Origin of the sequence: Neopararhizobium haloflavum, from assembly GCF_002750855.1 — a bacterium.
Lineage (GTDB): Bacteria > Pseudomonadota > Alphaproteobacteria > Rhizobiales > Rhizobiaceae > Georhizobium > Georhizobium haloflavum.
The window spans coordinates 219,723-237,710 of sequence record NZ_NWUC01000006.1 but is presented as its reverse complement, the minus strand read 5'-3'; the positions used below and the strand labels follow the sequence as shown (position 1 = coordinate 237,710).

General features: G+C 63.8%; 17 protein-coding genes and 1 tRNA gene. 9 read left to right on the top strand and 9 right to left on the bottom strand.

All coding sequences use genetic code 11. The annotated features are described in order from the left end of the window. Positions 1–57: 57 nt before the first annotated feature. Positions 58–1,692: an ABC transporter ATP-binding protein gene (locus CN673_RS14625; RefSeq protein ID WP_099867094.1), complete on the top strand. Its 1,635-nt coding sequence runs from the start codon at positions 58–60 to the stop codon at positions 1,690–1,692. Between the two features lie 43 nt (positions 1,693–1,735). After that, complete coding sequence (locus tag CN673_RS14620) at positions 1,736–2,698, top strand: 2-hydroxyacid dehydrogenase (RefSeq protein WP_099867093.1); 963 nt, start codon at positions 1,736–1,738, stop codon at positions 2,696–2,698. 10 nt (positions 2,699–2,708) lie between these two features. Here CN673_RS14620 and CN673_RS14615 read toward each other — a convergent pair whose 3' ends face one another. From CN673_RS14615 to CN673_RS14605, 3 genes are all read right to left on the bottom strand, one after another. After that, positions 2,709–3,563: a C40 family peptidase gene (locus CN673_RS14615; protein WP_099867092.1), complete on the bottom strand. Its 855-nt coding sequence runs from the start codon at positions 3,561–3,563 to the stop codon at positions 2,709–2,711. Positions 3,564–3,570: 7 nt separating this feature from the next. Continuing rightward, complete coding sequence (locus CN673_RS14610) at positions 3,571–3,915, bottom strand: MarR family winged helix-turn-helix transcriptional regulator (RefSeq protein ID WP_099867207.1); 345 nt, start codon at positions 3,913–3,915, stop codon at positions 3,571–3,573. Positions 3,916–3,990: 75 nt separating this feature from the next. Further along, a complete protein-coding gene (locus tag CN673_RS14605) occupies positions 3,991–5,388 on the bottom strand; it encodes a leucyl aminopeptidase family protein (protein ID WP_370853052.1) in 1,398 nt (465 codons plus the stop codon). A 209-nt stretch (positions 5,389–5,597) separates the two neighbouring features. On the opposite strand from CN673_RS14605, the gene CN673_RS14600 reads away from it, so the two are divergent. Beyond that, entirely contained in the window at positions 5,598–6,365 is a 768-nt protein-coding gene (locus CN673_RS14600; RefSeq protein ID WP_245409920.1) for a tetratricopeptide repeat protein, read from the top strand. A 79-nt stretch (positions 6,366–6,444) separates the two neighbouring features. Further along, entirely contained in the window at positions 6,445–8,016 is a 1,572-nt protein-coding gene (locus CN673_RS14595; protein WP_099867089.1) for a DUF6311 domain-containing protein, read from the top strand. On the opposite strand, the gene CN673_RS14590 is transcribed toward CN673_RS14595, so the two are convergent. The 4 genes from CN673_RS14590 to CN673_RS14575 form a co-directional block, all read right to left on the bottom strand. Then, entirely contained in the window at positions 8,013–9,527 is a 1,515-nt protein-coding gene (locus CN673_RS14590; RefSeq protein ID WP_099867088.1) for a tripartite tricarboxylate transporter permease, read from the bottom strand. The genes CN673_RS14595 and CN673_RS14590 overlap by 4 nt on opposite strands. 3 nt (positions 9,528–9,530) lie before the next feature. Continuing rightward, on the bottom strand, positions 9,531–9,962 hold the full coding sequence (locus CN673_RS14585; RefSeq protein WP_099867087.1) for a tripartite tricarboxylate transporter TctB family protein: 432 nt from the start codon (positions 9,960–9,962) through the stop codon (positions 9,531–9,533). Beyond that, positions 9,959–10,927 (bottom strand): Bug family tripartite tricarboxylate transporter substrate binding protein, encoded by a 969-nt coding sequence (locus CN673_RS14580; protein ID WP_099867086.1) that lies wholly within the window; start codon positions 10,925–10,927, stop codon positions 9,959–9,961. The genes CN673_RS14585 and CN673_RS14580 overlap by 4 nt, the downstream gene beginning before the upstream one ends. Before the next feature lie 73 nt (positions 10,928–11,000). Beyond that, positions 11,001–11,720 (bottom strand): GntR family transcriptional regulator, encoded by a 720-nt coding sequence (locus tag CN673_RS14575; RefSeq protein WP_245409919.1) that lies wholly within the window; start codon positions 11,718–11,720, stop codon positions 11,001–11,003. Between the two features lie 64 nt (positions 11,721–11,784). Between CN673_RS14575 and CN673_RS14570 the strand changes: the two genes are divergently transcribed. Genes CN673_RS14570 through CN673_RS14560 form a run of 3 tightly spaced genes read left to right on the top strand, consistent with a single transcriptional unit; the run spans position 11,785 to position 15,003 of the window. Next, positions 11,785–12,750 (top strand): hydroxymethylglutaryl-CoA lyase, encoded by a 966-nt coding sequence (locus CN673_RS14570; RefSeq protein WP_245409918.1) that lies wholly within the window; start codon positions 11,785–11,787, stop codon positions 12,748–12,750. A gap of 2 nt (positions 12,751–12,752) precedes the next feature. Further along, positions 12,753–13,961, top strand: coding sequence for a CaiB/BaiF CoA transferase family protein (locus CN673_RS14565; RefSeq protein WP_280951188.1), 1,209 nt, complete (start codon positions 12,753–12,755; stop codon positions 13,959–13,961). A 22-nt stretch (positions 13,962–13,983) separates the two neighbouring features. Further along, positions 13,984–15,003 carry an aldo/keto reductase gene (locus CN673_RS14560; RefSeq protein WP_099867203.1) on the top strand — a complete coding sequence of 340 codons (1,020 nt, stop codon included), beginning with the start codon at positions 13,984–13,986 and terminating at the stop codon, positions 15,001–15,003. A gap of 78 nt (positions 15,004–15,081) precedes the next feature. Here the strand turns inward: CN673_RS14560 and CN673_RS14555 are convergent. After that, positions 15,082–15,157 (bottom strand) — tRNA-Ala (locus CN673_RS14555). A 131-nt stretch (positions 15,158–15,288) separates the two neighbouring features. Then, positions 15,289–15,690, bottom strand: coding sequence for a TIGR02300 family protein (locus CN673_RS14550; RefSeq protein ID WP_099867202.1), 402 nt, complete (start codon positions 15,688–15,690; stop codon positions 15,289–15,291). 243 nt (positions 15,691–15,933) lie between these two features. Between CN673_RS14550 and aroA the strand changes: the two genes are divergently transcribed. Both aroA and cmk read left to right on the top strand, forming a co-directional pair. Continuing rightward, complete coding sequence (aroA, locus tag CN673_RS14545; protein ID WP_099867085.1) at positions 15,934–17,304, top strand: 3-phosphoshikimate 1-carboxyvinyltransferase; 1,371 nt, start codon at positions 15,934–15,936, stop codon at positions 17,302–17,304. Beyond that, positions 17,301–17,945 carry a (d)CMP kinase gene (gene cmk, locus CN673_RS14540; protein ID WP_099867084.1) on the top strand — a complete coding sequence of 215 codons (645 nt, stop codon included), beginning with the start codon at positions 17,301–17,303 and terminating at the stop codon, positions 17,943–17,945. Before aroA ends, cmk begins: the two co-directional genes overlap by 4 nt. The last annotated feature ends 43 nt before the right edge of the window (positions 17,946–17,988 follow it).

The following is a 17,988-nucleotide window of genomic DNA, read 5'->3' as shown; positions in this document are numbered from 1 at the left end:
GATGAAAATCGCAGGGCTTGCAGGAACACGTCCGATCGGTACCCGCGGGGCAGCGCTTTGACGAATTCCACTCCGCTTCTTTCCGTTCAGGATCTGTCCGTCGCTTTCCACCAGGAAGGGCGAACGATACCGGCGGTCGATCATATCTCGTTCGACATCCATGAAGGCGAGACCGTCGCGCTGGTCGGCGAATCGGGATCGGGAAAATCCGTATCGGCCATGTCGGTTCTGCGGCTGCTGCCGTATCCAGCCGCAAGCCACCCGTCCGGCAAGATCGTCTTTGACGGCACGGATCTGTTGTCCGCCGATATCAAGACGCTCCGGCGTGTGCGTGGCAACGACATCACGATGATCTTCCAGGAGCCGATGACGTCGCTCAACCCGCTGCATGCGATCGAGCGGCAGATCGCGGAAATCCTTGCGCTGCATCAGGGCATCCGCGAAGAGGCGGCGCGCGATCAGGTGATCGACCTTCTGCGGCAGGTCGGCATTCGTGATCCTGAAAAACGTCTGGCGGCCTTTCCGCACCAGCTTTCGGGCGGCCAACGACAGCGCGTGATGATCGCCATGGCGCTTGCCAACCGACCGAAGCTCCTGATCGCCGACGAGCCGACAACCGCGCTCGACGTCACCGTGCAGGCGCAGATCCTCGAGCTCTTGAAGGATCTCAAGGATCGCCATGGCATGGCGATGCTGTTCATCACCCACGATCTCGGCATCGTGCGCAAGTTCGCCGACCGGGTCTGCGTCATGACCAAGGGGCAGATCGTCGAAAGCGGACCCACAGCGACGATATTCGAAGCGCCGCAACACGCCTATACGAAACATCTGCTCGCCGCCGAGCCGAAGGGCCAGGCGCCGGAAACCGATCCAGCCGCACCGATCGTGCTCGAGGGGAATGACGTCAAGGTCTGGTTCCCCATCAAGAAGGGGTTCCTGCGGCGCACCGTCGACCACGTCAAGGCCGTCGACGGCATCGACCTCACCCTTCGCGCGGGCCAGACGCTCGGCGTCGTCGGGGAATCCGGCTCCGGGAAAACGACGCTCGGTCTGGCGCTGACGCGGCTTATCGGCTCTGAAGGCAAGATTGCCTTCGTCGGCAAGTCGATCGGTGAATACTCCTTCAAGGAGATGAAGCCTCTGCGCAACCGCATGCAGGTCGTCTTCCAGGATCCCTACGGCTCACTCAGTCCCCGCATGTCCGTGGCGGAAATCGTCGCCGAGGGGCTGGCGATCCATGAACCGACGCTAAGCGCGGCGGAGCGCGACAGGCGGGTGGCGGACACACTGGCCGAGGTGGGGCTCGACCCAAACACACGCTGGCGCTATCCGCACGAATTTTCCGGCGGTCAGCGCCAGCGCATTGCGATCGCCCGCGCGATGGTGCTGAAGCCTCGCTTCGTCATGCTGGACGAGCCGACTTCCGCGCTCGACATGAGCGTTCAGGCGCAGGTGGTGGACCTTCTGCGCAAGCTGCAGGCCGAGCACGATCTCGCCTATCTGTTCATAAGCCACGATCTCAAGGTCGTCCGCGCGCTCGCCAACGAGGTGATGGTGATGCGCAACGGGCAGGTGGTGGAACGCGGACCGGCCGACCAGATCTTCGACGCCCCCCGCACCGACTATACCAAGGCGCTGATGGCAGCAGCCTTCGATCTGGAAACGGTGAAGAAGGATGCGGTCAGCCAGTGACGGCACCGCATTCCGACCACCCGAAAGAGGCGACGCTGGACGCATGATTTCAGGCAAGGGCCGCATTCTTCTTTCCGTCACCGGCTGGTCGCCCGACGTCTGGCTCGAGGCGCTTCGCGATGCCGCGCCGGATCGGGAGATCGTGCTGCAACCGGCGGGATCGAGCGATCCGACGATCGATTACGCCGTCGTTTGGAAGCAGCCAACCGGGGTGTTGAACCGACTGCCCAACCTCAAGGCGATCTTCTCGATCGGCGCGGGTGTCGACCATGTCTTTCATGATCAAGAATTGCCGGAGGTACCGATCGTTCGGGTCGTATCGCCCGACCTCACGCTGCGGATGAGCGAATATGTCGTGTGGCAGGTGCTCGATCATCATCGCCAGGGCCCGGCTTATCGCGACCAGCAACGGCGCGGGGTCTGGCGCGAGGATCGCGACCAGCGCGCGGCGAGCGAGGTGACCGTCGGCATCATGGGCCTTGGCCAATTGGGCCTCGATGCGGCGAAGAAGCTCGCGGCGCTCGGCTTCCGCGTGACTGGGTGGTCGCGGCGCGCGAAGACGCCGCCACAGGGCGTCAAGGGCTATGCCGGCGATGGCCAGCTCGATGCGTTTCTTGCCGGCGCCGACATTCTGGTTTGCCTGCTGCCGCTGACACCGGAGACCCGGCACATCCTTTCCGCGCCGCTGTTTGCCAGGATGAAGCGGGTGGACGGGCGAGGCGCGCCGGTGCTGATCAACGCCGGGCGCGGCGCCCTGCAGAAGGAAGCCGATATTCTCGCGGCGCTCGACAGCGGCGTGTTGTCGGCGGCTTCGCTCGATGTCTTCGAGACCGAACCTTTACCGCCGGAAAGTCTCTTGTGGCAGCACCCGCGCGTCTTCATCACACCGCATGCGGCCGCCGCCTCATCGCCGCCTCATCTCGTCCCGCCGATGATCCGGCAGATGGAGCGCCTGGAAGCAGGCGGCGACCTGGAGAACGTGGTGGACCGCAGCGCCCAGTACTGAGTGGCGGGCTTCAAACGGGTCGCCGGAAACCCGTCGGTCGACCATAGACCGGGCCGATCCGGGCAATTGCATCCTTCAGGCTTTCGCGCGCAACGCTCATGGTGTGTCCGTTGGCATGGATCACATGATCCTCGTCTTCGAAAATCGCGACATGACCGTGCCAGAAGATCAGATCGCCTCGCCGGCAATCGCGCTCGTCCACGGGCTTGCCGAGACTTTCGGCCTGCATGTCGGAATCGCGCGGCGCGTGAATGCCGGACATCATCAGGCCAAGCTGGACGAGACCGGAGCAATCGATACCGAAGCCCGACCGTCCCCCCCAGAGATAGGGTGTCTCGATGAATCGGCCGGCGATCGCGACGTGGTCGTCACCGGCGGGCGCGTCGACCGCTCCAAGGTGGGCCGCAACGACAGCCGTCCCGTCCGTCAAGACGGCATAGCGCGTGCCACGCGTTTCGGCCCAGTCGACCACATGGACGCGACTTCCCATGGAAAGGGCATGGCTGACCGGGCTCTTCAGATCATCGCGGCTATACGCAAAGCTGCGCGGCACCACGACCCAGTGCGTCGGCGCGGCCGCGGCGGCGATCGCCTTCTTTTCGACATAGCCGACATAGCCGTCGATCTTCGATTGCACCCAGGCCCATTGGCCGTCTGCCTCGAAAACACGCACCGCTTCGCCGAACAGAACCTGTGTGTCGATGCCGCAGGAAAGATCCGGGCGCGGTCGCATATCTGCGCACGGCACGGCAACAAAGCCGGGTTTCCCTGCCACGTAGCGGGCCGAGGACACGCGGCCCTTGAGTGCCGTGTCCGCCAGATCGTCACGATAGGCGTGGAGCCGCCTGTCGGGTTTATCCATCATGGTTTTCCTAGATCCGTTTTCCCACAGCCACGATCAGGTCGCCAATGCGCTCGGCGTGAAGCGCGCCTTCGACCGTGCGTTTGATGATCACGTTGCGCCCGTCGACGGGGTCACGCACGCGGGTGACAAATCCCATCTCGCCCAGCGTGTCCAGCGCCCGGGTAATCACCGGTTTGGTGACGCAAAGCGTTGCTGCAAGGCCGCGCACCGTGTGGGGTGGCGGCACGAGATAAACATGCAGCAGGATCGCCATCTGGCGCAACGACAGATCGTGCCCTTCCAGTCGCACCAAAGCGAGCGTTGCCTCGTGCCAGAGGTCGAGCGCGATCGCAGGTCGCAGTTCGATGGCCATCATCCCGCCTTTTCGATCAGCCCTTGTTTCGGGTCCGTATCGTTTTAGGCCGAATGTGACGGGAGCGAAAGCTGTTTACGCGGCGTAGCGCGCCTCCAACAGCTCGTAGAGGGCGCGAATGCCCTGTGCCTCGCCGCCGACCGGCGACTGCGGCTTGTCTTTCGGATTCCAGCCATAAATGTCGAAATGGGCCCAGCTTTTCGCCTGTTTGATGAAACGGCGCAGGAAAAGCGCTGCGGTGATCGAACCGGCGAACCCGCCGCCGGGCGCGTTGTTGAGATCAGCCACCTTACTGGAGAGATCGGCATCGTAGGCTGGATAGAGGGGCAGACGCCACAGCGGGTCGTGCGTCGACGCGGAGGCCTCGGCGATTTCGGCGGCCAACGCCTCGTCGTCGGTATAGAACGGGGGCAGATCGGGGCCGAGTGCGACGCGCGCAGCGCCGGTCAGCGTTGCCATGTCGACCAGTAAGTCAGGCGATTCTTCATCGGCCAGTGCCAGCGCGTCGGCCAGCACGAGGCGCCCTTCCGCATCGGTATTGCCGATCTCGACCGTCAGGCCCTTGCGGCTCGTCAGGATATCGCTCGGCCGAAATGCATTGCCGGCGATTGCGTTCTCGACGGCCGGCACAAGGACCCGCAAGCGCACGTCCATACCGCTGTCCATGATCATCATGGCAAGACCCATGACGTTGGCCGCGCCGCCCATATCCTTCTTCATAAGGAGCATGCCGGCGGCGGGCTTGATATCCAGACCACCTGTATCGAAGCACACGCCCTTGCCGACAAGCGTGACCTTGGGCGCGTCGGCGCGACCCCAGCTGAGGTCGAGCAACCGGGGAGCCTGCGCGCCGGCGCGACCGACCGCATGGATCATCGGAAAATTGCGCTCCAGCAATGCATCGCCCGATATGACGGTGACGTCTGCCCCGAAACGTTGTCCGAGCGCGCGGAACGCCGCATCGAGCTCCTCGGGCCCCATGTCGTTGGTCGGTGTGTTGATCAGGTCGCGGGCGAGAAAGCTGCCGGCCAGCAGACGCTCCATCCGCGCACGGTCACTGCCGCCGGGCAGCGCCATGCGTGGCAGCGGCCTTTCGTTCTCTCCATTGTGGTTCGCGCTCTTGTAGCGGGAGAACCGATAGCTTCCGAGACCATAGCCAAGCGCCGCTGCCTCGGCGTCGGTATCGAAGGTTTCCAGCCGCCAGTTGCCCGAGGGCAAATTCTTGGCAAGCTTTCCGGCGGCAAACGGGTCCCTCACCTTGCCGCCCAGACCCAGGACGGCCCCCGCCAACCGGCCTTCCCCGTCCGGGACGATAAGCGTTTCACCACTGCGTGCGGCAAAGCCCGACGCCTTCGCCCAAGACGCAACGTTCGGCGGGAGGCGGTTCATGTCGTCAGGGCCGATGAGCCACGCAGGAAGCGTCTCTCCGGGATCGGTTGCGAAAACTGGGGTGCGGTCAAAAGGAAAGGTCACGAAAGATCGTCCTTGGTCGGATGGAAAGCGGCCGAGCCGCCGAATTAACGAAGCATTAGGGTTAACAGATTATTCCTTTCAGTCGAAGACGGGGCAATGCGCCATGGCCGGCACGCGGCGGCGCGCATCACCTTTCGTCGCAACGCGCCAAGGGTCGGGATCTCATGATCGCATTTTGCAGAAAACGCATGGTCCATACGGTCAGCCATATGATTATCGCGCTTGCGATCAGCGCCACGTTGAGCGCCTGCGCCAATACCAGTCAGATCACCACGGGCTCCATTCCCGAAGATCGCAAGCCGGTCGCGAGCATGAGCTTTTCGGAAATCGAGGCAGCATCACGACGTGTGGGCGCTGCCTATGAGAGCCGGCCCGACGACAAATCGATCGGCATGAGCTACGCCAGCATTCTCCGAATGTCCGGCGACCATGATCAGGCCCTCGCCGTCATGCGGCAGATGGCGATCCACCACCCGCGCGACCATGACGTGCTTGCCGCCTATGGCAAGGCGCAGGCGGCCGCTGGGGAGTTGCAGCAGGGCCTCGACACGATCCGCCGCGCGCAGACGCCTGACCGCCCCGACTGGGCGCTGCTCTCGGCTGAAGGCGCGATTCTCGATCAGATGGAACAGCCCGAGGAAGCGCGGGCGCTCTACCGAAAGGCGCTCGACATAAAGCCCAACGAGCCCTCCGTCCTTTCCAATCTCGGCATGTCCTATCTTCTGCAAGGCGACCTGAAATCGGCGGAGACCCACATGCGCTCGGCCGTCGAACAACCCGAGGCCGATAGCCGGATGCGCCAGAACCTCGCCCTCGTCGTTGGCCTGCAGGGCCGTTTCGAGGAAGCCGAGCGGATCGCGGGCGCGGAACTCGACCCGGCCGAGGCCAGCGCCAATGTCGACTATCTGCGCACGATGCTGTCTCAGCAGAACGCATGGAGCCAATTGTCAAAAGACGACGCCGGCGCCACGAACTGAGGGCCAGAGGGTTTCCCGCAGTCTTCTCCCGGCTTATGGATCGGCCGAAACCTGGACGAGACCGGCACGTTAATCCCTCATGTCACGATTCTCACACACCCTGGACAGTGGGCCAGTCGCCTATTGTCTCGCGCTGGCGCTCGGTGTTGCAAGCGCATGGCTCTGGATCGGCAGCCCGGCGCAGATCGTGGCGGGCCACCTCGTCATCGATGGTGACTATGCCAATGCCGCGGCTGCCTTCTCCGTGTTCGTGCGCGACGGATGGCACTGGCCGCTCGGTGCCAACCCGCATTTCGGCGCGGTCAACGCGTTCTTCTCGGATATCGCGCCGTGGTTCGCGCTTTGCGCCAAAGCGCTCTATTCGCTGACCGGAATCGAGCTGACGTTTCATTGGCTCATCCTGATCAACGTGTCGCTGTTCAGTGCCTTCGCATACCGGCTGATGGCGCGCCTTTGCGACGATCGCTTCACCCGATGGCTCGGCGTGTTCCTCTTGACCTTCAACCTGATCATGCCGGTGCGCCTCATCGGTGCTCAGCACATCGCGCTAGCGGGCTACTGGGTGGTGCTGTGGGCTATGACGGCGGTTCCGATCGGTGATGACGCATCCTCACGTTCAAGGCGCCACGAATTCATTGCCCTTGTGGCAATCGCAACCTGGTCACATGCCTATCTGGCGGCGATGGCGATCGCGATCGTTCTGTTCTGCCTGCTGTTCAAGCGACGCTGGATTGCGGCGAGCATCGCCATTGCGGTCCCGCTGGCGCTGCTTTTCATCATCGGGGCGCTCGGCGAACCGCATGTCCCCACTGGCGGCGCAAAGCATTTCGCGCTCGACCTTGCCGCCTATGTTCAGTCGCTGAACTGGGGGATCGCGCCGCAACCCTATGCCGTGCTCGATATCCCGCAGCGCGACACGATCGTCTATCTCGGCACGGGCGCCTGGCTCGCGTTGATCGTCGGACTGGCATGGCCGGCCTGCCATCCGGGAAGATTGATCCCGGCGCAAGGAACTGGCGCGCGGCAACGCCTCCTCATTCTACTGGCCGCCGCGATCGCGCTCGCCGGCTTTGCGATGGCGTTCAATCTGCGCGTCGCCGGTCCGGTATGGCTGGAACTTCCCATTCCCGGCCCATTGCAGCCGCTTTATGAAAGCTTTCGGGCCGTCGGGCGCTTCGGCGGCGTGCTGGCTTATGTGGCGATCGTGATCGCGGCGCTCTGGCTCGGCGCGCTCGCGCGGCACTGGCGCCCGGCTGTCGTTGTCGGGCTGGTCGCGGCCGGACTGCAGATCGGCGATGCCTATCACGCAGGCACCAAGTCGCCCGCGCCGAACCAGCGCGCCGATGTGGCCAGCCAGCGCGAAGCACTCGACGGGCTGCTTCAATCCGGCTGGACCGGCGTCGTCTACCGCGACGTCGACATGCTCGACCTGGAGCAGCAAAGACTGATCGATTATCTGCTCGTTGACCAGCACGGCGCCCGTCACTTCGCGGTGGCGCACGGCGCGCGGCTGTCACACGAGGATGTCGCGGCGCGCTCCGGTCATGAAGCCGCCCAAGCGGGCGATCTCGTCATTATCGATGCCAGCGACCCCCTGCCCGATTGTGCGCGGACGGCCGCCATAAAGACCTATGTGCTCTGTCTCCTCTAAGGCCCATCAGCCGCTCGCCGGGCCTTGCGGCGACCGACATAGGCAAAGCCGAAGGCCAGCATCAGCATGGCAAAGGTGACCACATAGAGCAGGACCGAAATCGGGCTGGCCAGCAGAATGGAGAAATCCCCTCCGGAAATGGACAGGGCCCGGCGCAGGTTGTTTTCCATGTCGGCGCCGAGCAACAGGCCCAGGATCACTGGCACGAGCGAGATGTCGAGCTTACGCAGCCCATAGCCCAAAACGCCGAAGCCGATCATGACGAACAGATCGAAGGTGGAGTGGCTGATCGAATAGATGCCGAGGAAGCTCACCATGACGACGAACGGCATCAATATCCATTGCGGCATTGCGAGCACGCGCGTGAAGATGCCGACCATCGGGATGTTCATGACCAACAACACGACATTGGCGATGTAGAGTGATGCAATCAGCCCCCAGACCATCTCCGGCTCGCGCTCGAAAAGCAGCGGGCCAGGCTGGATGTTGAGCGAGATGAGCAGGGCCAGCATGACGGCTGTGGTGCCGCTGCCCGGCACGCCGAGTGTCAGCATGGGGATGAGCGCGCCACCGGAGGCCGCGTTGTTGCCTGCCTCAGGCGCGACGATGCCCTTCGGATCGCCCTTGCCGAATGTGCCGTTCTTGTCGCTCCAGCGGCGCTCGAAGATATAGGACATGAAGGCGCCGAGGGAGGCGCCGGCGCCCGGAAGGATCCCGCAAAGGAAGCCGATGACGGAGCCGCGGGCATGGGCCCAGCCACCCACGAAGATTTCACTGAATTTCGGGATCGCCCGGCCGAGGGGTACGGACCGGGCCTCATCCTTGTGGACACCTTCCAGATAGACGAGGACCTCGCTGATGGCGAAGAGTCCGACGATCGCAACGATCGGATCGAAACCGTCGTAGAGATGGTAGGAGCCGAATGTGTAGCGCGCCGTGCCCGTCGCAGGATCGAGGCCGACGGAGGCGATCATCAGGCCGAGGAATGCAGCGAGCAACGTCTTGAACGGGTTGGCTCCGGTCACCCCGCCGATCGTGGCGAAGGCCATGACGTAGAGCGCGAAATAGTCCGCCGGGCCAAAATAGATGGCGGCCTTGGCCAGCATCGGGGCGAAAAGCGTCAGGCCGATCGTCGCGAATGTCGCGCCGACGAAGGAGGCAAGCGCCGAGATCGCGAGCGCCTGCGACGCCTTGCCGGCCTTCGCCATGGGATAGCCGTCGAGGGTCGTCATGATCGCCGGTTCGTCGCCGGGGATGTTGAGCATGATGGATGAAATGCGCCCACCGTACATGCAGCCGTAATAGATGCATGAGAGCATGATCAGCGCCGAGACCGGCTCAAGGCCCAGCGAGAAGGCGACTGGAATGAGAATGGCAACGCCATTGACCGGGCCGATACCTGGCAGGGCGCCGATCATCGTGCCGATGAAGCAGCCGAACATGGCCAGTGCCAGATTGGTGGGCGTCAGGGCCACGGCGAAGCCCTGACCGAGGAGAGAGAGGATATCCATGATCTATCCCATGAACTCGGGCAGGAGAGGCAGCGGCAGGCCAAGCAGTTGGTCGAACAACACGAAGAGCACGACGCTCATGACGGCGCCGGACGCGGCCGACAGAAGCCAGGTGCTGCGCAGCAGCTTGCCGAGCAAAGTGACGGCAATGAAGGTGGCGAGCAGAAAGCCCAGCGTTTCCAGAAACTGCGCGTAGCCAAGCAGCAGAACGAGGGCGGCGAGCTGACGCAGCATCGGGCGCCCGGTTACCCAAGCCGGATCGGGATCCGGCTTGAGAATGAGTGCGAGTGACAGCAATGCCGCCGGGACCGCCAGCATCATGGGCAGCGCCGCAGGGCCGAGGGGATCGCCAAAGCGGGCCTCGTAGTCGCCTGCGGTGATGCCATAGGCAATGGCGATCGCCAGCAGAATGCAGCCGACGATGCGGTCTGTCACTCGATCACACCGATCTGACGGGAAATCTCCGCCATCTGCTCGGCCTGCTCGTTGACATACGTCTCGAACTCTTCACCGCCGCGCCAGACGGGAATCAGACCGCTCGATTCGGCTGCTTCCTTCCACTCGTCGGTGTTGTAAAGCTCTTCGAGCGTTGCGACCCATTCATCGTAGGCTTCGTCGGACACATCACCGCCCGTGTAGAAGCCCCGCCAGTTGTATCCAGTCACCTCATAGCCCTGGTCGATGGCGGTCGGCGCATCGGGGAACGCAGGGATCGGCTCGTCCGACATGGCCGCGAGGATGCGGATATCGCCCGATTCCACGAAGCCGGCGATTTCGCCGAGGTCGGTGGTGACGACGTCGACCTGGCCACCGAGCATCTGCGTTACCGCAGGGCTGCCGCCGTCGAATTGAACCCAGCGGATCTGCTGGTATTCTTCGGAGGAGAGACCGCCGGCCTCTGCCAGCATGAGCAGGCGGATGTGGTCCCAGCCGCCGGCACCCGAAGAGCCCGCCGCCGCGATGGACGCGGGATCCTGATTCAACTGCTCGACGAGCTGGTCGAGCGTTTCGTACTCAGAATCCGCGGGCACGACGACGACGCCGACATCCGTTCCGAGCATGCCGATCCAGCGCATGGCGCTCGCATCGCTCGGATAGCGCCCCTGGGCGATCTCGGTGATGCCGACGGTCGAGGTGGCGACGATCAACGATGCATCGTCGGCGCGACGCGAGGCAACGTTGGCCCATGCCACCGCACCGACACCGCCCGGCATGTTGGTGACCTGAACCGGCTCATCAACCAGCTGAAGATCATAGAGAAGCTTGCCGGCTGTGCGGCAGGTGAAGTCCCAGCCGCCGCCCGGGTCGGCCGGCGCGATGCATTCCTCGGCGAAAGCCGGCAGTGCGAACAAGGACGATGCGATGATGCTCGCACCGATGATTCTGGACCCTAACGACATTCTCTTCCTCCCTGATAGCGCCCGCAATTGCGCGGACCATTGAGCAACCGGCCAACCCTTGGCCGGCTGAATTCTATGCACTTCCTCCATCGCCAACGATGCCGCGATTGCCGACCAGGTGCCGGATCGCGGCGATGGCCTCCAGGATCTGGATCCTCACATCCCGGCCGTGCCGTCGCACCGCCGCCGCGGCATTTTCGGCGTCGCGGGCGCGCACGAGGTTCAGGATCTCGCAGTGCTCACGGTGCGCCACGGCCCTGAGGTCGGGCGAGCTGGCCACCAGCCAGCGTGTACGCAGCGTACGGTTCACCGCATCCTGAACGGCGTCCGCCAGGAAACGATTGCCCGACAGTGCTGCAAGCTGCACATGGACGTCGAGACCGACCTCGAACCAGGTGTTCGGCGTAAAGTTGGCCAGGCCCCGGTCAACCGTTTCCTGAAGGCGATCGAGCGCTTCAGGGGTGGCACGTTCACAGGCGAGCCGGATCGCCGAATCCTCGACGATCTCACGGTATTCGAAGATTTCCTCGAGTTGCGCGAGATCGAGCGGGGCGACTGCGTAGGCGCGATCGGACTTTGCCACCAGCCCTTCCCGGATAAGCGCCATCAAAGCCTGGCGGATCGGCGTTCGCGACGCGCCATAAGCAGCCTCAAGGCTGCGCTCGGATATCACTTCTCCCGGAGCCAGCTTGAGCGTCAGGATATCGGCTCTCATGCGATGCAGGACGCGGTCGCCGAGGCTTACGACGCCTTCCTCTCCACCCGATACATCACGTGCCGCCAAGTTCACCATTGACCCTCCGAGGACGCACGGTATACCATTTTGGTCTACCAGTGCAATCGGGAGGAAACGCTTCGTGTCGACAACCGCGCAGAGGTCACTTGCCGGCCTTCCCCAAAAGGTCAGCGTCGTCGAGGTCGGCCCGCGGGACGGTCTGCAGTCGGAGCCGAAATTCGTCGCCACGGACGAAAAGATCGGTCTGGTCAATGGCTTGATCGATGCCGGCATCCGCCACCTGGAGGTCACGTCGTTCGTGTCGCCGCGCGCCGTTCCTCAGATGCGGGACGCCGCCGATGTCCTTGCCGGAATCGACAGGACGCGCGGCGCGGTCCTGACCGCTCTCGTTCCCAACACCAAAGGCGCCGAGCGCGCCGTGGAGGCTGGCGTCGATGCGATGGTCGTCTTCATGTCCGCATCGGAAAGCCACAACCTGAAGAACGTCAATCGGACACGGCAGTCTTCTCTCGACGGCTTCAAGGATATCTGCCGCATCGGCGCCGAGGCCGGCATCGATGTCTACGGGGCCATTGCGACGTCCTTCGGCTGCCCATTCGAAGGCGACGTACCTGTGCAATCCGTCGTCGACATCGCCAAGGCCTATCGCGACATGGGAATCACGGTTCTGTCGCTCGGCGACACCACGGGAATGGCGACACCCCGCCTCGTGCAGGAGCGGTGCCGGGCGCTTGCCGATGCGGTGCCGGAGACCGACATCGCGCTGCACTTCCACAACACCCGCGGCGTCGGACTCGTCTGCGTCTATGCGGGTCTTCAGGAAGGCGTCACCCGGTTCGAATCGAGCATCGGTGGCCTCGGTGGCTGCCCGTTCGTGCCCAAGGCGACCGGCAACATCTGCACGGAGGATCTCGTCTACATGCTTGACGAATGCGGCATCGAGACCGGCGTCGATCTGGCGCAGCTGATCGCCGTTTCCAGGAAGGCAGAAGACAGTGTGGGCCATATGCTGCCGGGTCAGCTGATGAAGGCCGGTCCGCGGCTCGAAGTGCACAGCATGGACGCGGTCGCCACCGCGAACGGCTGAGCGTGGAGCGGATCATTCCCGATATTGCCGAGGGAGCCCGGCCACCGCTTCACGGCGTGCGCGTGATCGATCTGACACGCGTCCTTTCCGGCCCGTTCTGCACCATGCTGCTCGGCGACATGGGCGCCGACGTGATCAAGATCGAGCCCGCCAAAGGCGATCCGATCCGCGAGCAAGGCGCGATGAAGGACGGACTCTCCTGGTACTATGCCGCCTTCAATCGCAACAAGAAATCGGTCGTGCTCGACCTTTACACCGTCGAAGGGCGCGATGCCCTGGCGAAGCTGATCCAGACCGCTGACGTAGTGGTCGACAATTTCCGGCCCGGCGTCATGGCGAAGATGGGCTTCCCGCCCGAGCGGCTGAAGGCATTGAAGCCGGATCTCGTCACCGCCAACGTCAACGGTTATGGAAGCAGCGGACCTTATGTCGACCGGCCCGCCTTCGACTTCATCGCCCAGGCGATGAGCGGACTGATGAGCGTCAACGGGGCGGAAGGCGCGGAACCGATGCGGGTCGCCCAGCCGATTACCGACCTGCTCGCCGGCCTCTATTGCGCCTTCGGCATCGTCAGCGCGTTGCGGGCGCGCGATATCAACAATGCCGGCCAGCACGTCGAAACCGCGATGGTCAACAGTGCTGTTTCGATGATGGCATATCTGGCATCGGAGTTCTTCGTCACGGGACGCGAGCCGGTGCGGACGGGTAACGACCACCCACTTGTCGCCCCCTATGGCCTCTTCAAGACCGCCGACGGAGAGATCGCCGTCGCACCGTCCAACGACGTGATCCTGAAGCGCTTTCTCGACGTGATCGGGCTGCCCGATCTGATGGCCGATCCGCGTTACGACACCAATGACAAGCGCTTTGCCTTGCGCCGCGAACTCAACACACTGATCAACGCCCGTCTCGTCCACGATACGCAGGATGCCTGGATCGCCCGCATCAACGCCGCCGGCGTGCCCTGCGGGCGCGTGCAGTCGATGGCGGAGGCCTTCGCCGATCCGCAACTGCGGGCACAGGAGATGGTGATCGAAATCGATCATCCGGGGCATGGCGCGGTCACCATGCTGGGCTTTCCCGTCAAGTTGAGCCAGACACCGTGCCAGGCACGGCTTCCCGCGCCGGCACTCGGCGCGCATACCGAAGAGATCCTGGCCGAACTCGAAGCGGCACCGGCATCGGCCGGGCGAGCCGGCGGCTCGCGTTGACATCAACATGGAGGACGAGGCGATGAACGAGCAATTGTCCAGGGCTCCACTTGGGAGAGGCGGGCCGGACGTTTCGAGGCTTTGCCTTGGCACCATGATGTTCGCCGACCAGACCGGCGACGACGAAGCAAAACGGATGCTGGAGCGCTACTTCTCGCTTGGCGGCAATTTCGTCGATACGGCTGATTCCTACAGCGGCGGCGAATCCGAGCGCATGCTCGGCCGCCTGATGGCCGACAAGCCCGATTGTTTTCTCGCGACGAAAGTCGGCAATCCGGTCAAGGGTGTCGAAGGTTCCGGCGGATTGACGCCGGACTGGATCGCCAAGGGCGCGGCGATGTCGCTGGAGCGGCTCAAGCGCGACCATATCGACCTTTACTACCTGCACCTCGACGACAACCGCACGCCGCTCGACGAGACCATCGGCGCGCTCGGCGACCTCCTCAATGCGGGGCATATCCGGCATTGGGGCTTTTCCAACTTTCGTGCGTGGAAGATCGCTGAAATGGTGCGGGTCGCCGACAGGCTGGGCGTGGCGCGCCCGCTTGCGTGTCAGCCTTACTATCACATGCTCAATCGCGCCGCCGAAGCCGAGACACTCCCCGCCTGCGCGCATTTCGGTATCGGAACGGTCACCTATTCGCCGCTTGGTCGCGGCGTGCTGACCGGCAAGTACCGCAACGGGACGCCGGAGGCATCCCGCGGCGCCCGCCAGGACAAGCGCTTCATGGAAACGGAGTTTCGGCCCGAGACACTGGAAAGCGCCCGCCGAGCGGCCGATCATGCCGAAGCGAGCCACCGGGAGCCGGTTCACCTGGCGATCAACTGGCTACTCGCCAACACGGCCGTGACGAGCGTCCTCATGGGTCCGAAGTCGCTGTCACAACTCGACGCCTATCTCGGCTCGCCTGCCTCGTCCTATAGCGCTGCCGACGAAACCTTCCTCAACACGCTCTGTGCTTCCGGTCACACGCCGGCGCCGGGACACAGCGATCCGCGCTATCCCTTCCAGGGGCGGCAGACGGCATTCGCAGAGGCTTGATCAGCCGGCAAGGACATTTCAGGATATAAGGCCGGCCCGAACGGGGCGGCCTTGCGTGTCTCGCTGAGATTTGGTGATTGGTGGAGCCAAGCGGGATCGAACCGCTGACCTCCTGCATGCCATGCAGGCGCTCTCCCAGCTGAGCTATGGCCCCATCATTTCCGCCGGTTTCCCGGCGCGCCGCGTCGGCGCTGGTGGTCGGCTTCTTACGTCCGCTTTCCCGCAAGATCAAGACGATCCGCGAGAGTTTTTTTCAAGGCCCGGCTGCCGCGGCCGGGCTAGGTCTCAGCTTTCTTCCTCGTCCTCGTTTACGCCGCCGATGATGTCGCTCATGTCGTCGTCTTCATCATCGTCGTCGTCGGGCAGGAAGGTATCGTCGTCATCGTCATCGATCTCGACCTCATCGTCGCCTTCGAGATCGGGCAGGTCGTCCTTGTCACCGCTGTCGTCGTCGCCGTCGGCGTCTTCCTTGACCGGCGCCTCGACTTCGCTCGCCTCAGCATCCAGCTCCTGTACATCCTCTTCCTCGTCCTTCTCGGTCGCCGACTGAGCGGCCGTATCCTCGAAATAGGACAGCGGATACGTCTTGCCGGTGTAGGGCGAGACGATCGGATCGCGATTGAGATCGTAGAATTTGCGGCCCGTCTCCGGGCAAACGCGCTTGGTTCCAAGTTCCGGTTTCGCCACGGTCAACAACCCCTTGAATGGCCTTCAGCGTTCAATGCGACAAAGTCTGCCGGTCTTTGGGCCGGTTCGTCAAATTCGGTGTGCCGGTCCCCATAATGATCTTGCCGGCCTGTGTCAAAGCCTATCTCCGGCCGTTGGCGCGCCAACCCGGAGCGATGTTTTTCGGCATCGGCAGATGACGCTCGCTCGGGGCTGTGCTAGTGCGCTTGCCCAGCAGCGACAGCCAAGGGACGGACATCTGACATGGTGCATGGGGTTGCCCCGAAACCCGCTACGGCCAGCCGGTCGGGCGCTCTCAGCGGCACGATCCGCGTGCCCGGCGACAAGTCGATCTCGCACCGCGCCTTCATGTTCGGCGGACTGGCTGCAGGCACGACACGCATCACCGGCCTGCTCGAAGGCGAGGATGTGATCAATACCGGAAAGGCAATGCGCGCCATGGGCGCGCAGATCCGCAAGGATGCCGACACCTGGATTATCGAAGGCACCGGCAATGGCTGTCTGCTGGCGCCAGAGGCACCGCTGGATTTCGGCAATGCCGGCACCGGCTGCCGCCTGACGATGGGTCTTGTCGGGACATATGATTTCAAGACGGTGTTCACCGGCGATCCGTCGTTGTCCTCCCGGCCGATGAACCGGGTGCTCGATCCGCTGAAACTGATGGGAACGCAGGTCGAGGCCAGCGAGGGCGGGCGTCTGCCCGTCACGCTGCACGGGCCGCGCATGGCAGCGCCGATCGAATACACTGTGCCAATGGCATCGGCCCAGGTGAAGTCGGCTGTCCTTCTTGCCGGACTCAACGCGCCGGGCGTGACGACGGTGACGGAAAAGGTGATGACGCGCGATCACACCGAAAAGATGCTGAAGGGCTTCGGCGCCGAGATCGAAGTGGAGACCGATTCCGACGGCACACGTCGCATCCGGCTGGAGGGCCAGGGCAAACTGACCGGCCAGGCGATCGACGTGCCGGGCGATCCTTCGTCGGCCGCCTTCGCCATCGTGGCGGCGCTGATCGTGCCGGGTTCCAACGTCACGATCGAGAACGTTCTGATGAACCCGACGCGCTGCGGGCTGATCACCACACTCCTTGAGATGGGCGGGTCGATCACGTTTCTCGATCGCCGCTCCGCCGGGGGCGAAGACGTGGCGGACCTAAGGGTGCGTCACAGCGAACTGACCGGCGTGACGGTACCGCCCGAGCGCGCCGCCTCCATGATCGACGAATACCCTGTCCTGGCGGTCGCCGCCTCCTTCGCGTCGGGGATCACCGTGATGGAAGGCGTGGAGGAGCTTCGTGTGAAGGAAAGCGATCGCCTCGCCGCCACCGCCGCGGGACTGAAGCTCAACGGTGTTCTGTGCGAGGAAGGCGAAGCAACGCTCAAGGTCACCGGCCAGCCCGGCGGCAAGGGGCTCGGCAATCCCTCGCGCGGCGAGGTCGCAACCCATCTCGACCACCGCATCGCCATGAGCTTCCTCGTCATGGGGCTGGCGAGCGAACACCCCGTCACGATCGACGATTCGCGCATGATCGCGACGAGCTTTCCCGAATTCGTCAACTTGATGACGGGCCTTGGCGGCGCGATCGAGATGGCTGCGGACCCGCTCCGGTCATGAGTTTCACGATCGCCATCGATGGCCCGGCAGCCTCGGGCAAGGGCACGCTGGCGCGGCAGATCGCGCGCAAATACGGTTTTCACCACCTCGATACAGGCCTGACCTACCGGGCGACGGCCAAGGCGCTGATCGACGAAAAACTGCCATTGGACGACGAGGCGACAGCCGCGCGTCTGGCTGGCACGGTCGATCTTGCGCATCTCGATCGCGCCGTGCTTTCGGCCCACGGGATCGGCGAGGCAGCCTCCAGGGTCGCGGTTATGCCTGCGGTGCGTCGTGCCCTGGTGGACGCTCAGCGCCGGTTCGCCGGACAGCCGCCCGGCACGGTGCTCGATGGCCGCGACATCGGCACCGTTGTGTGTCCGAAGGCCGATCTCAAGCTTTACGTCACGGCCTCGCCGGACGTCAGGGCCGGACGGCGCCTGCAGGAAATCCTGCGCGACGACGAGACGGCGACCTACGAGGCGGTGCTGGCCGACATCCGACGCCGCGACGCGCGCGATATGGGCCGCAGCGATTCACCGCTCAGGCCCGCTGCCGACGCGCACTTGCTTGACACGAGCGAAATGAGTATAGAGACCGCGTTTCTTGCCGCCAAAGCTCTCATCGAAGAGGCCATGCGGCGAAAACAGGCAGACTGAAGCCGTTCCTCGCACGATCGCCGCGCCGGATCTTGCGGTCGCC

What these genes read in the sequence shown, in the direction of transcription:
- CN673_RS14595 (WP_099867089.1), top strand. Translation starts at nt 6,445, where the DNA reads ATGTCACGATTCTCACACACCCTGGACAGTGGGCCAGTCGCCTATTGT.
- CN673_RS14560 (WP_099867203.1), top strand. Translation starts at nt 13,984, where the DNA reads ATGAACGAGCAATTGTCCAGGGCTCCACTTGGGAGAGGCGGGCCGGAC.
- CN673_RS14620 (WP_099867093.1), top strand. Translation starts at nt 1,736, where the DNA reads ATGATTTCAGGCAAGGGCCGCATTCTTCTTTCCGTCACCGGCTGGTCG.
- CN673_RS14580 (WP_099867086.1), bottom strand. Translation starts at nt 10,927, where the DNA reads ATGTCGTTAGGGTCCAGAATCATCGGTGCGAGCATCATCGCATCGTCC.
- CN673_RS14600 (WP_245409920.1), top strand. Translation starts at nt 5,598, where the DNA reads ATGATTATCGCGCTTGCGATCAGCGCCACGTTGAGCGCCTGCGCCAAT.
- CN673_RS14575 (WP_245409919.1), bottom strand. Translation starts at nt 11,720, where the DNA reads ATGGTGAACTTGGCGGCACGTGATGTATCGGGTGGAGAGGAAGGCGTC.
- CN673_RS14615 (WP_099867092.1), bottom strand. Translation starts at nt 3,563, where the DNA reads ATGATGGATAAACCCGACAGGCGGCTCCACGCCTATCGTGACGATCTG.
- aroA (WP_099867085.1), top strand. Translation starts at nt 15,934, where the DNA reads ATGGTGCATGGGGTTGCCCCGAAACCCGCTACGGCCAGCCGGTCGGGC.
- CN673_RS14610 (WP_099867207.1), bottom strand. Translation starts at nt 3,915, where the DNA reads ATGGCCATCGAACTGCGACCTGCGATCGCGCTCGACCTCTGGCACGAG.
- CN673_RS14590 (WP_099867088.1), bottom strand. Translation starts at nt 9,527, where the DNA reads ATGGATATCCTCTCTCTCCTCGGTCAGGGCTTCGCCGTGGCCCTGACG.
- cmk (WP_099867084.1), top strand. Translation starts at nt 17,301, where the DNA reads ATGAGTTTCACGATCGCCATCGATGGCCCGGCAGCCTCGGGCAAGGGC.